Consider the following 12100-nt stretch of genomic DNA (forward strand, 5'->3'; position numbering starts at 1 on the left):
TGCCTGTGACAGAACGGTTATCTAATTAGCCAAGTTGGCTACGTAAAAAGCAGGCGATCTGCCTGATCGAGGGCAAACCGGACGGCGCCCAGCGTGATGCACTCGCTGCCCAGCCCCGACGCCACCACCTCCGGCGGGTAGAGGCAGTACTCCTCGAACAGCTCGCGTACCGGCTCGACCAGCAGGTCTCCGGCCGAGGACAGGCTGCCGCCGATGACGACCATGTCCGGGTCGAGCGGGTTGACCACCGTGACGAGCCCGGCGGCCAGGCCGCGCGCGAACTCCCTGACCGCCTGGCCCGCCCGCTCGTCGCCCGCGCGGGCCCGCGCGATCGCGAACTCGGCGCACTGCCGGCTGGAGCGCAGCTCGCCCGGCTCGACGGCCATCGCGTAGTCGAGGACGTACCGAAAGGCGGTCCAGTTGTCGTTCGGCTGGGCACCGATCTCGCCGCCCGCCGCGTGGGCCCCCCGGTACGGCCGGCCACCGATGAGCAGGCCCATGCCGATGCGGTCGCCGGTGAACAGGTAGACCACGTCGTCGCGGCCCTGCGCGGCGCCCCGCCAGTGCTCGGCCAGGACGGCCAGGCGCATGTCGTTCTCGACCAGCACCGGCGCGGGGATCCGGGCCGACAGCTCGCCCTGCAGGTCGAGGCCGGTCCAGTCGGACAGGGCGATGCTCTTGACGACGCGCCCGGAGCCGTCGACCGTGCCGGTGGTGCCCACGCCGACGACGGTGACGTCCGCCAGCGCCAGCCCGGCCTGGGCGGCGGTCTCCGTGGCCAGCCCGACGATCTGGTCGAGCCGCTCGGCGGCGGGCATGTCGCGGTGGTTGGGCGCCCGGCGGGTGACGGCGATCGTGCCGTTCAGGTCGGCCAGCATGGCGCGCAGGCTGGAACCGCCGATGCCGACGCCCAGCACGTGCCCCGCGGAGGCGCGGAACCGGAAGCGTTTGGCCGGGCGGCCCCGCTGGCGGTCGCCGGCCTCCTCCTCGCACTCCTCCGCCCAGCCCTCGGTGACCAGGTCGTCGACGATGACCTCGGCCGTCGGCCTGGACACCCGGGCGGACCTGGCCAGCTCCGACAGCGTGGCCACGTCGGCCTCGCGCAGCACGCGCAGGATGGCCGCCGAGTTGAGCTTGCGCAGAAGCGAGGCGTCGCCGCTCTGCTGTCGCACCGATACCTCCGAGTCGCCGGGCAGGTCATCTTCAAGCTTATTTCGTAATTGTGCCTGGTCCCGCTGCCGCGTGAAGCTGAGCTGTGGGGGCACTTAAGAATCCCTCGATGGACATGTTCCGAGGGGAGCGGGCACAGTGCGTTAGGTTCGGAACAGGGGGAAGTGAAGCGATGAAAGCGCTGGTCAAGCAGAAGGCCGAGCCCGGCCTTTGGCTGGTGGACGTGCCGGAGCCCGAGGTCGGGCCGGGCGAGGTGAAGATCCGGGTGCTGCGTACCGGCATCTGTGGCACCGACCTGCACATCCGCAAATATGACGACTGGGCGCGGCACACGCTGAAGCTCCCGCTCGTCGTCGGGCACGAGTTCTCCGGCCACGTGGTCGAGGTCGCGCCCGGCGTGGAGGACATCGCCGTCGGCGACCTGGTGAGCGGCGAGGGCCACATCGTCTGCGGCAAGTGCCGCAACTGCATGGCCGGACGCCGTCACCTGTGCCGCAACACGGTCGGCCTCGGCGTCAACAGGGACGGCGCGTTCGCCGAGTTCGTCACGCTGCCCGCCTCGAACGTGTGGGTGCACCGGGTTCCCGTTCATCCCGACGTGGCGGCCATCTTCGACCCGTTCGGCAACGCCGTGCACACCGCGCTGTCCTTCCCCCTGGTCGGTGAGGACGTGCTGATCACCGGCGCCGGCCCGATCGGGCTGATGGCGGCGGCCGTCGCCACGCACGTGGGCGCGCGCAACGTGATGATCACCGACGTCAGCGACGAGCGCCTCGACCTGGCCGGCAAGCTCGGCGTCACGCTCGCGCTCAACGTCTCCAGGGCGACGATCGACGAAGGCATGCGCCAGCTCCACCTGCGGGAGGGCTTCGACGTCGGGCTTGAGATGTCCGGTAACCCTGGGGCCATGCGTGACATGATCGCGAACATGACGCACGGAGGGAAGATCGCGATGCTCGGTCTTCCCGCCGAGGAGTTCGCCGTCGACTGGGCCACCGTGGTGACCTCGATGCTCACCATCAAGGGCATTTACGGCCGGGAGATGTACGAGACCTGGTACAACATGTCAGTCCTGCTGGAAAAGGGTCTCGACCTCTCCCCCGTGATCACCGATCGGTTCCCGTACCACGACTTCGACGCCGCCTTCGACACGGCCGCGAGCGGCCGTACGGGCAAGGTCATCCTCGATTGGAGCGCTTGATGTTCACGAACGTGCGCGAGCAGCTGCGTGCGACGCTCGACGAGATCACCGAGGCCGGGCTGCTGAAGCCCGAGCGGGTGATCACCACCCCGCAGAGCTCCCAGGTCGGCGTGGCCGGGCGCGAGGTGCTGAACTTCTGCGCCAACAACTACCTGGGCCTGGCCGACCACCCCGAGGTGGTCGAGGCGGCCAAGCAGGCGCTCGACCGCTGGGGCTTCGGCATGGCCTCCGTACGGTTCATCTGCGGCACCCAGGAGGTGCACAAGGAGCTCGAATCCCGCCTGTCGGACTTCCTGGGCATGGAGGACACCGTCCTCTACAGCTCGTGCTTCGACGCCAACGGCGGCGTGTTCGAGACCCTGCTCGACGCCCAGGACGCGGTCATCTCCGACGCCCTCAACCACGCGAGCATCATCGACGGCATCCGCCTGTCCAAGGCCCAGCGCTTCCGCTACGCCAACCGCGACATGGCCGAGCTGGAGGCCAGGCTCAAGGAGGCGTCCGACGCCCGGCGGCGGCTGATCGTCACCGACGGCGTCTTCTCCATGGACGGCTACCTCGCCCCGCTGCGCGAGATCTGCGACCTGGCCGACCGCTACGACGCCATGGTGATGGTGGACGACTCCCACGCCGTCGGCTTCGTCGGCCCCACCGGCCGCGGCACGCCCGAGCTGCACGGCGTCACCGACCGGGTCGACATCATCACCGGCACCCTGGGCAAGGCGCTCGGCGGGGCCAGCGGCGGCTACGTCTCGGCCCGCAAGGAGGTCTGCGAGCTGCTGCGCCAGCGGTCGCGGCCGTACCTGTTCTCCAACTCCCTGGCCCCGGTCATCGCCTCGGCCTCGCTGCGCATCCTCGACCTGCTGGAGACCTCCGGCGAGGCGCGCGAGCGGCTGCGCTCGAACACCGCGCGCTTCCGCAGCGAGATGACCAAGGCCGGGTTCGACATCCTGCCCGGCGAGCACCCGATCGTGCCCGTGATGATCGGCGACGCCGCCGAGGCGGGGGCCATGGCCGAACGCCTCCTCGACCTGGGCGTCTACGTGATCGGCTTCTCCTACCCGGTCGTGCCGCACGGCCAGGCCAGGATCCGGGTGCAGCTCTCGGCCGCCCACTCCACCGAGGACGTCGACCGGGCCGTAGCGGCTTTCGTCCAAGCACGCCAGGGTTGAGTATCCTCGCTGCGTGATTGACACGCGGCGGCTGCGCACACTGCGGGCGGTGGCCGACCACGGCACGGTCACCGCCGCCGCGGCAGCGCTCCACCTGACCCCGTCGGCGGTCTCCCAGCAGCTCGTGGCGCTGGAGCACGAGGTGGGCCACCGGCTGTTCACGCGTGACGGCCGGGGCGTGCACCTCACCGCCGTGGGCAAGATCATGGTGGGGCACGCCAACGAGGTCCTGGCCCAGCTCGAACGCGCCGAGGCCGAGGTGGCCGCGTACGCCACCGGCGAGGCCGGCGAGGTGGCCGTGGCCTGCTTCGCCACCGCCATCAGCGCCGTGCTCTCCCCCGCCATCGCCGCCCTGCGCGCCACCGCGCCCCGCCTGCAGGTCCGGGTGCTCGACGCCGAGGGCGACCACAGCCTGGCCATGCTGCTCGACGGCGGGGCCGACCTGGCGGTGACGGTCGAGTACCGGGGCGGCCCCGACGCCGCCGACCGCCGGCTGTCGCGCATCCCGCTGTACGCCGAACCGTTCGACCTGGTCCTGCCCGAGGGGCATCCGGAGGCGGGGTCGGCCACGCTGGTGTCGCTCGCCGCCGACACCTGGATCGGTCCCTATCCGGGCAATCCCGTGCACGACGTCATCACGTTCGCGTGCCAGCAGGTGGGGTTCACGCCCAACGTCGTCCACTGCTCCGACGACTTCCGGGCCGTGGTGGCGCTGGTGGGGGCCGGCGCGGGGGTGGCGCTCGTGCCGCGGCTCGCGTTGCGGGACATGGCGCTGTCCGGGGTGGTGGTGCGCCAGACGCCGGGGCCCGACCGCCGCGTCTTCGCCGCGATCCGCCGCGGAGCCGACGCCCACCCCCTGCTCCGGCCGCTGTTGTCGACGTTGCGCACGGTCGCCGCCTCCCTCACCTCCGACTGACCGCCCCGCCGAACCCGAGCGCCGCTGGAGGGCGATCTTGCGGGTTAGCGTGGGCGTATGGGGAGGGACATGCCGTATCGGGACCTGTTCCGGCTGCCCGGGGTCGGGGCGCAGGCCGTGTCCGGCTTCCTCGCCCAGCTCACCCAGCAGGTCGCGCCCGTGGGAATGGTGCTGGTCGTGCAGGACGCGACCGGGTCGCTGGCGCTCGCGGGCACGTGCGCGGCGGCGTTCTCGGTGGGCGCGGGCATGGGCAGGCCCGTCCAGGGGCGGCTCATGGACCGGCGCGGGCCTCGGCCGGTGCTCGCGGCGACGGCGTTCCTGCACGTCGTCGCGTTGATCGCGCTCGTCGCGGCGGCGGCGGCCGGGTGGCCGGTGTGGACGTCCGTGGTGCTGGCCTGGGTCGCCGGGGCCGGGCTGCCGCCGATCTCGGTGAGCATGCGCGTCGAGTGGGGGCGGCGGGTGTCCGACGGCGCCCGCACGGCCGTCTACAGCCTGGTCTACCTGGTGCAGGAGCTGGCCATGCTGGCCGGGCCGCTGCTGTTCGGGCTGGTGATCGCGGTGGCCTCGGCCTCCCTGGCGCTGGGGGCGGTGGTGGCGGCGGCGGGGGCGGGCACGCTGGCGTTCTCGCGGGCGTTGCGGGCGGGCAGGGCGGCGTCCGTACGGGAGGGCGGGCGGGTCTTCGCGGACCGCCGGATGCCGGTGCTGCTGGCCGTGGTGCTGCTGCTCGGCGGGACCATCGGGGCGTTGCAGGGGGGGTGCCCGCGCTGTCGGCCGCCCGTGGCGTGCCCGCCGCCACCGGGGTGCTGGTGGCGGCGCTCTCGCTGGGCGGCATCGCGGGGGCGGCCGGGTACGGGGCCCGTACGTGGGCGTCCTCGCCGGCGGCGCGGCTGGTGGGGGCGATGCTGGCGCTCGGGGTCGTGCTGACGCCGCTGGCGGTGGTGGAGGCGTTGCCGGTGTTCTGGGTGGTGCTGTTCGCCGGGGGGATGGTGCTGAATCCGGCGTTGACGACGTCGTCGCTGCTGGTGGACCGGTTCGCGCCCGGGGCGCAAGGCGAGGCGTTCGGGTGGTTGTCCACGGCTGTGGGGGTGGGGGGCGCGGCCGGGTCGGGGGTGGCGGGCGTGGCCGGGCAGTGGTTCGGGGCGCCCGCGCCGTTCCTGGTCGGCGCGGCGTCCGCCCTGCTGGGCGCACTGCTCGCGGTCCCCCTGCTCGGCCGGAGGAGGGCGTGACGGCGGTCAGGAGCGGGCCTCGGTGGAGCGGGCGTGACGGCGGTCAGGAGCGGGCTGTGGTGACGGCCTCGGTGAAGCGGGCGTAGCGGTCGAGCTCGGCCGTCACGGGGTCCAGCACGTAGTTCCCGGCGACCTCGCCGATGGCGGCGCGCAGGGCGCGGGCCGTGCGTCTGGCCCGGCGCCGCCCGCCCGCCCACGCGGCCAGCCTGGACAACAAGGCGACCACCACCCCGGCCAGCGCGCCGCCCGCCAGCAGCACGGTCGGCCACGGCACCGCGCCCACGGTCGGGAGCGGCGGCTGCGGCAGGCGCAGGTAGTCCATCCCGAACAGCACGCCCAGCCACAACGCGCCCGCCACCATGACGGCGAAGACCAGCCACTGCAGCACGTTCACCATCCGCCACCACCGCGGCCTGCGGGTCGTGCCCGCGGTGGTGCGGCCCACGGCCCGGTCCACCGCGTCGGCCAGCTCCGGGGAGCGCGAGCGCGCGGCCTGCCGCACCGCCGCCGCCCACGGGCCGGGCAGGTCCGCGGCGGCCGCCTCGCCGACGTCCCTGATCGCCGTCTCGACCTGCGCCCGCTGTACGGCCGACGCCGCCGGCACCGACGTACGCCCCACGATCTCCTTGCCCGGCTTCCCCACCCCGATCCTGAGCCTGCGCAACGGGTCGGGACGGAACCTGCGCAACCAGCGGGTGACCGGCCAGCCGGTGGCGACCACGGCCCGGTGCCGGTGCCCCTTGGCCACGGCCTCCAGGACCAGCGGCACCCCGGCGGCCTGGGAGAGCGCGCCCGTGAGCCGCCGGTCCAGCCCGGCCGCCCGCCGGTCGCCGGGGTCCGGCCGGGCGCCGTCCGCGGCCAGGTGACCGGCGGCGGCGGTGACGTCGGCGGCCAGGCGGGCGGCCCACGACTCGCGCTCGGCGACCCGGTCGGCGAGCACCGAGCGCAGCTCCGGCAGGCCCGCCCCGGTCCTGGCGGAGACCGGCAGCACCGGCACGCCCGCCAGCCCGTCCTCCTCCAGGAGGCGGCGCAGGTCGGCCACGCAGCGGTCCACAGCCTGTGGAGGCAGGCGGTCCATCTGGTTGAGCACCACCAGCATCACGTCGCGGTGCCCGGCCAGCGGGCGCAGGTAGCGTTCATGCAGCGCGGCGTCGGCGTACTTCTGCGGGTCCACGACCCAGACGAGCAGGTCCACCAGCGCCACCAGGCGGTCCACCTCAAGGCGGTGGGAGAGCCGGATGGAGTCGTGGTCGGGAAGGTCGAGGAGGACGAGACCCGACATCCCGGGCGCCTCGGCGGCGGAGTGGCGGCGCGGGACGTCCAGCCAGTCCAGCAGCGGCCCGGCTCCCTCGCCGTCCCACAGGGCGGCCTGGGCGGTGGACGTCGTCGGCCTGGTGACGCCCACGGCGGCCAGGTCCTCGCCGGCCAGGGCGTTGTAGAGCGAGGACTTGCCGCTGCCGGTCGCGCCGGCGAGCGCGGCCACGGTGTGGTCGACGGAGAGGCTGCGGCGGGCGCCGGCCCGTTCGGCGACGGACCGCGCGGCGGACACGTCCTGCTCGGGAAGGCGTCCTTCGGCCAGCTCGGCGGCCTCCAGCAGGGCGGCCAGCCGGGAGTCGAGCGAGGGCCCCTCCTTGCGGCGCAGCAGCTTCACGGCCCCTCCGAGCGGTCGCGAGCGGGCAACTCGGCTGTGGGAGCGGGAGGAGCCGGGGGAACGGGGAGTTCCGCCGTCGGGGCGGAGGCGGCGGGGAGTTCGGCGCGGTGGTCGTGGACGGCGCGGGCCGCCGCGCGCAGGGCGTCGGCCGTGCCCCTGGGCGGTTCGACGGTCTCCAGCCGGTCGGTGAAGCGGGCGGCCTCCTCCGCCAGCAGCACCCGCACCCGTTCGCGCAGGTCCTCGCGGGCCCGCGTGGTCAGCGAGCGCACGGCCTGATCGCCGAAGACCGCCTCCAGCAGCTTCTGCGACAACACGCTCGTGCCGCCCGCGATGCCGACCTCGATCCCGGTGAGCCCGCCGGTCGAGGCGAACACGGCCAGCATGAGCAGCAGCCCCGCCCCGTTGACCCCGAACGAGGCCAGCCGGGCGGTGGTGCGTTTCTCCGCCCCCTCCTCGCGGACGAGGTCGAGGACGAACTCCTGCCAGCCGCGCACCGCCGCCTCGGCCCGTCCGGCCAGGTCGGGAGAGGCCCGGCCGAGCCGCGCGGCCTCCATGGCGCCGAGCCGGTCGAGCAGCCCGCCACCGCCCGGCGCGGCCGACCACCCTTCGAGCGCGCGTTCGGCGGCGCCGTCGGCCGCGCCCCTGATCAGCGACTCGACGCCGCTCTCCAGGGCGTCCTTGAGCTCGACGGCGGGGGCGCGGCCGGTGAAGAAGCCGACGATCCGGTCACGCAGCCACCCCACCCGGCTCTCCAGGGAACGCATGAGGTCGCCGGTGCCGATGAAGTCCTGCCAGCGGGCCAGCACCTCGCCGCGCAGCAGGGACCCGTCGCGCATGCCCTCGTCGAAGTCGGCCATGCCGCCCGCGTACGCGCCGGTCACGATCGTCCGCAGCCCGTCGAAGGCGGCCTGCTGGCGTTCGACGGCCGTGGCCAGCGCGGGGACGCGGGTGTCCAGGCTGTCCAGGGCGCCCGACAACGTCTGGCGGACGACCCGGGCCCGCTCGGCGGCGTCGGCGGCCAGCCCCGTGAGCCAGGAGACGATGGGCCGCACCGACTCCTCCGGCAGCCGCGCCCTCTCGTCGGGCAGCGCGGCCTCGGGCACGGTGAACAGCCGGGTGCCCGGCAGGCCGTTCTCCACCAGGAGCCGGTCGAGGTCGCGTGAGACGGGCTCGACGGCCTCGGGCGCGATCCGGTCGAGGACGACGGCCAGGGCCGTGCTGCGTTCGCGGGCCGAGCGCAGGAAGCTCCAGGGCACCTCGTCGGCGTACCGGGCGGCGGTGGTGACGAACAGCCACAGGTCGGCGGCGGCGAGGAGCTGCGCGGCCAGTTCCCGGTTGGAGGTGACCACGGAGTCGATGTCGGGGGCGTCGAGCAGCGCCAGCCCGGCGCCCAGCGCGTCGGAGGCGACCACGCGCAGCGCGCCCGCGCCGCCGCCACCGGAGTCGCCGGTGGCGCGGGACAGGCCGGGCAGCACATTCTGGCCCGTGAACCAGTCGCGGTCGGCCGGGTTGACGACGAGCGTGGGCACCAGCGTGGTGGGCCGCAGCACGCCGGGCTCGGCCACGTCGGCCCCCACCAGCGAGTTGACCAGCGTGGACTTGCCCGCCCCGGTGGACCCGCCGACGACGGCGAGCAGCGGCGCGTCGATCGCCCGCAGCCGCGGCAGCAGGTAGTCGTCGAGCTGCCCGGCCAGCTCGCGCAGGGCACGCCGGTCCGCCGCGGCCTCGCCGATCGCCAGCGGGAACAGCTCGCGGTCGAGCGGGCGGCGCAACGACTCCAACGCCCCCAGCAGATCCATAGGTGCCAACCCCGCTTCCCGCGGTACGCCGCTCGACACCTCGCGCCCGCAGGTCCACGCTACGGTGAGCGCCCGGGACGGTCCACCGGCCGGGGCCGCGCGGCGGGGATCAACCGGCGGGCGGCGGCTCCCTGAGCACGTACCCGACGCTGCGCAGCGTGTGGATCAGGCGGGGCTCGACGTCGTCCACCTTGCGCCGCAGGTAGGAGACGTACGACTCGACGACGCCGGCGTCGCCGCCGAAGTCGTAGTTCCACACGTGGTCGAGGATCTGCGCCTTCGACAACACGCGGCCGGCGTTGACCATGAAGTAGTGCAGCAGCTTGAACTCCGTCGGGGACAGCCGCACCTGGCGGCCGGCCCGCCAGACCTCGCGGGCGTCCTCGTCCAGCTCCAGGTCGGCCACCTTCAGCCGGCTGGCCGGCGCCCCCTCCGTCCTGGTACGGCGCAGCACCGCCCGGATCCTGGCCTGCACCTCCTCCAGGCTGAACGGCTTGGTGACGTAGTCGTCGCCCACCCGGAGACCGGCGATCTTGTCCTCGGTGGCGTCCCGGGCGGTGAGGAACAGCACGGGCGCGTCGATCCGCCTGGCCACCTCGAACCCGTCCAGGTCGGGCAGCATGACGTCGAGCACCACCAGGTCGGGCGCGGCGCGTTCGGCGACCTCGACGGCCTCCTGCCCGTCGGCGGCGGTCAGCACCTCGAATCCGGAGAAGCGCAGGCTGGCGGAGAGCAGGTCCCTGATGCTGGGCTCGTCGTCCACCACCATGATCAACGCCTCGCGGACCTCGCGGAGCTCGGGTTTTGTCACGATTCCAGGGTGACCCAGGCACCTGAGGGTTAGCTGAAGGCTCACTCCAAGGCGAGTGGGAGTTCGACCCGGAAGGTGGAGCCCTCCTCGGGCGAGCTGGTCAGCGTCACGGTCCCGCCGTGAGCCTGGACGAGCGCCTGCACGATGGCCAGGCCGAGCCCGCTGCCGCGGTCCTCGGAGGAACGGCGGCGGCTGCGCGCGGAGTCGGCGCGGTAGAAACGTTCGAAGACCCGCTCGACCTGCTCGGGCGGCAGGCCGGGGCCGCTGTCGGCGACCTCGGTGAAGACGGTGTCGTCGGTCGCCCCGGCCCGGACGACGATGGGCGTGCCGGGCTCGGTGTGCACGATGGCGTTGGTCATGAGGTTGCTGATGACCTGCCGCAGGCGCACCTCGTCGCCGGAGACGATGAGCGCCGCGCCGCCGACCACGTCCAGCTTCACCGTCCGGTCGGGGGCGAGGATCCTGGCGTCGTGCACGGCGTCGGCGACCAGGGCCAGCATGTCCACCGGGCGCATCTGGAGCGGGCGCTGCTGGTCCACCCTGGCCAGCAGCAGCAGGTCGTCCACCAGCAGGCTCATGCGCCCGGCGGCCTTCTCCACGCGCTGCATCAGCTCGGCGGGGTCGGCGCCGGGGTTCTGGCGGGCGTACTCGGCGAAGCCGCGGATGGAGGTGAGCGGGGTGCGCAGCTCGTGGGAGGCGTCGCCGACGAACTGGCGCATGCGGTCCTCGGAGCGGCGGGCCGCCGCCTCCGACGCAGAGCGTGCGGCGAAGGCGGTCTCGATCTGCGCGAGCATGCCGTTGAGCGACCTGGCCAGGCGGCCCACCTCGGTGCGGGGGTCGGCGTCCGGCACCCGGCGGCCGAGCTCGCCGCCCGCGATGGCCTCGGCCGTGCGCTCGATCTGGCCGAGCGGGCGCATGCTGCGGCGCACGATCGTGACGCCCGCGACCGCCAGGATGAGCAGGATGCCGCCGCCGCCGAGCAGCTCGATCAGCACGAGCCGCCGGGTGATGGCGTCCACCTCCTCCAGGTCCACCGCGACGACCAGCGTGCGCCGCTGGATCTCGCTCTGCAGCACCCGCCACTCGCCGTCGCCGCCGACGGCGGGCGCGGTGTAGGCGTCCTCGCCGGGCGACTCGCGCAGCACGGGCTTGGGCTTGGCGTCCACGTCGCGGTCGCGCAGCATCGGGACGAACGCCTCACCCGGCTCCTTGACCAGCGCGATCGCGTCGGACTCGATGAGGATCGGGCGGTCGGGGGTCTCCCTGTCCCGCCGCCAGTCGCTGACGACCTTCTTGTGCATGCGCACGCTGAGCAGGTTGAGCTGGCTGTCCACCCGGTCCATGAGGTAACCGTGCAGGACCGAGACGCTGACCAGGCCGACGAAGGTCATGCCGCAGCCCAGCAGGGCCAGCATCGCCGCGATCAGCTTGACCCTCAGCGGCAGGGCTCTCATCAGGGGCTCGGCGGCAGGCGCAGCACGTATCCGACGCCCCGCAGGGTGTGGATGAGCCGGGGGCTACGGTTGTCGATCTTCCGGCGCAGGACGGACACGTACGACTCCACGATGCCCACCTCGCCCCTGAAGTCGTAGTCCCAGACGTGGTCGAGGATCTGCGGCTTGGACAGCACGCGACCGGCGTTGGTCATGAAGTAGCGCAGCAGCTTGAACTCGGTCGGCGAGAGCGAGACGGCGTTGCCGCCGCGCCAGACCTCGTGGCTCTCCTCGTCCAGCTCGATGTCGGCGAAGGTCAGCCTGGGCGGCGCGGCCTGCGCGTCCCCGCTCGTGCGCCGGAGCACCGCGTGGATCCTGGCCACGACCTCCTCCAGGCTGAACGGCTTGGTGACGTAGTCGTCGCCGCCGATCGTGAGCCCGCGGATCTTGTCCTCGGTCTCGTCGCGGGCGGTCAGGAACACCACGGGCGTGTGCAGCCCGCCGCTCCGCATCCGGCGGACGATCTCGAACCCGTCCAGGTCGGGCAGCATGACGTCGAGCACGACGAGGTCGGGCCGGTGCCGTTGCACGGCGTTGACGGCGTCGAGGCCGCTCTTGGCCGTGGTCACGTCGAAGCCCGCGAACCTCAGGCTCGCGGCGAGGAGTTCGAGGATGTTGGGGTCGTCCTCGACGATCAGCAGGCGTGATTCCATCACCTCCA

The 12100-nt window shown here is 73.4% G+C and carries 11 protein-coding genes; 5 read left to right on the top strand and 6 right to left on the bottom strand.

Annotation, left to right across the window (positions count from 1 at the left end):
• Positions 1–38: 38 nt before the first annotated feature.
• Entirely contained in the window at positions 39–1172 is a 1134-nt protein-coding gene (locus ACIBK9_RS26150) for an ROK family protein (RefSeq protein WP_397161655.1), read from the bottom strand.
• A 170-nt stretch (positions 1173–1342) separates the two neighbouring features.
• On the opposite strand from ACIBK9_RS26150, the gene tdh reads away from it, so the two are divergent.
• From tdh to ACIBK9_RS26175, 5 genes are all read left to right on the top strand, one after another.
• Positions 1343–2371 carry an L-threonine 3-dehydrogenase gene (tdh, locus tag ACIBK9_RS26155; RefSeq protein WP_387681261.1) on the top strand — a complete coding sequence of 343 codons (1029 nt, stop codon included), beginning with the start codon at positions 1343–1345 and terminating at the stop codon, positions 2369–2371.
• A complete protein-coding gene (locus ACIBK9_RS26160) occupies positions 2371–3543 on the top strand; it encodes a glycine C-acetyltransferase (protein WP_387681264.1) in 1173 nt (390 codons plus the stop codon). Before tdh ends, ACIBK9_RS26160 begins: the two co-directional genes overlap by 1 nt.
• A gap of 13 nt (positions 3544–3556) precedes the next feature.
• Complete coding sequence (locus tag ACIBK9_RS26165; protein ID WP_387681267.1) at positions 3557–4459, top strand: LysR family transcriptional regulator; 903 nt, start codon at positions 3557–3559, stop codon at positions 4457–4459.
• Positions 4460–4528: 69 nt separating this feature from the next.
• Complete coding sequence (locus ACIBK9_RS26170; protein ID WP_397161656.1) at positions 4529–5383, top strand: MFS transporter; 855 nt, start codon at positions 4529–4531, stop codon at positions 5381–5383.
• Positions 5359–5685 (top strand): hypothetical protein, encoded by a 327-nt coding sequence (locus ACIBK9_RS26175; RefSeq protein WP_397161657.1) that lies wholly within the window; start codon positions 5359–5361, stop codon positions 5683–5685. The genes ACIBK9_RS26170 and ACIBK9_RS26175 overlap by 25 nt, the downstream gene beginning before the upstream one ends.
• A 43-nt stretch (positions 5686–5728) precedes the next feature.
• Here the strand turns inward: ACIBK9_RS26175 and ACIBK9_RS26180 are convergent, their stop codons facing one another.
• From ACIBK9_RS26180 to ACIBK9_RS26200, 5 genes are all read right to left on the bottom strand, one after another.
• On the bottom strand, positions 5729–7336 hold the full coding sequence (locus tag ACIBK9_RS26180; RefSeq protein WP_397161658.1) for a GTPase family protein: 1608 nt from the start codon (positions 7334–7336) through the stop codon (positions 5729–5731).
• On the bottom strand, positions 7333–9135 hold the full coding sequence (locus ACIBK9_RS26185) for an ABC transporter (RefSeq protein ID WP_397161659.1): 1803 nt from the start codon (positions 9133–9135) through the stop codon (positions 7333–7335). The genes ACIBK9_RS26180 and ACIBK9_RS26185 overlap by 4 nt, the downstream gene beginning before the upstream one ends.
• Positions 9136–9244: 109 nt before the next feature.
• A complete protein-coding gene (locus ACIBK9_RS26190; protein ID WP_352361783.1) occupies positions 9245–9904 on the bottom strand; it encodes a response regulator transcription factor in 660 nt (219 codons plus the stop codon).
• A gap of 83 nt (positions 9905–9987) precedes the next feature.
• On the bottom strand, positions 9988–11400 hold the full coding sequence (locus tag ACIBK9_RS26195) for a sensor histidine kinase (protein ID WP_397161660.1): 1413 nt from the start codon (positions 11398–11400) through the stop codon (positions 9988–9990).
• Positions 11400–12092 carry a response regulator transcription factor gene (locus ACIBK9_RS26200; RefSeq protein WP_352361663.1) on the bottom strand — a complete coding sequence of 231 codons (693 nt, stop codon included), beginning with the start codon at positions 12090–12092 and terminating at the stop codon, positions 11400–11402. The genes ACIBK9_RS26195 and ACIBK9_RS26200 overlap by 1 nt, the downstream gene beginning before the upstream one ends.
• Positions 12093–12100 lie beyond the last annotated feature (8 nt).

It is taken from the genome of Nonomuraea sp. NPDC050227 (assembly GCF_044459705.1).
In the GTDB taxonomy this organism is placed as follows: domain Bacteria; phylum Actinomycetota; class Actinomycetes; order Streptosporangiales; family Streptosporangiaceae; genus Nonomuraea.

Bases quoted from the DNA above. Each gene is read 5' to 3' on its own strand.
- tdh (WP_387681261.1), top strand. From the start codon at position 1,343: ATGAAAGCGCTGGTCAAGCAGAAGGCCGAGCCCGGCCTTTGGCTGGTG.
- ACIBK9_RS26160 (WP_387681264.1), top strand. From the start codon at position 2,371: ATGTTCACGAACGTGCGCGAGCAGCTGCGTGCGACGCTCGACGAGATC.
- ACIBK9_RS26170 (WP_397161656.1), top strand. From the start codon at position 4,529: ATGCCGTATCGGGACCTGTTCCGGCTGCCCGGGGTCGGGGCGCAGGCC.
- ACIBK9_RS26175 (WP_397161657.1), top strand. From the start codon at position 5,359: ATGCTGGCGCTCGGGGTCGTGCTGACGCCGCTGGCGGTGGTGGAGGCG.
- ACIBK9_RS26185 (WP_397161659.1), bottom strand. From the start codon at position 9,135: ATGGATCTGCTGGGGGCGTTGGAGTCGTTGCGCCGCCCGCTCGACCGC.
- ACIBK9_RS26190 (WP_352361783.1), bottom strand. From the start codon at position 9,904: ATGGTGGTGGACGACGAGCCCAGCATCAGGGACCTGCTCTCCGCCAGC.
- ACIBK9_RS26195 (WP_397161660.1), bottom strand. From the start codon at position 11,400: ATGAGAGCCCTGCCGCTGAGGGTCAAGCTGATCGCGGCGATGCTGGCC.
- ACIBK9_RS26200 (WP_352361663.1), bottom strand. From the start codon at position 12,092: ATGGAATCACGCCTGCTGATCGTCGAGGACGACCCCAACATCCTCGAA.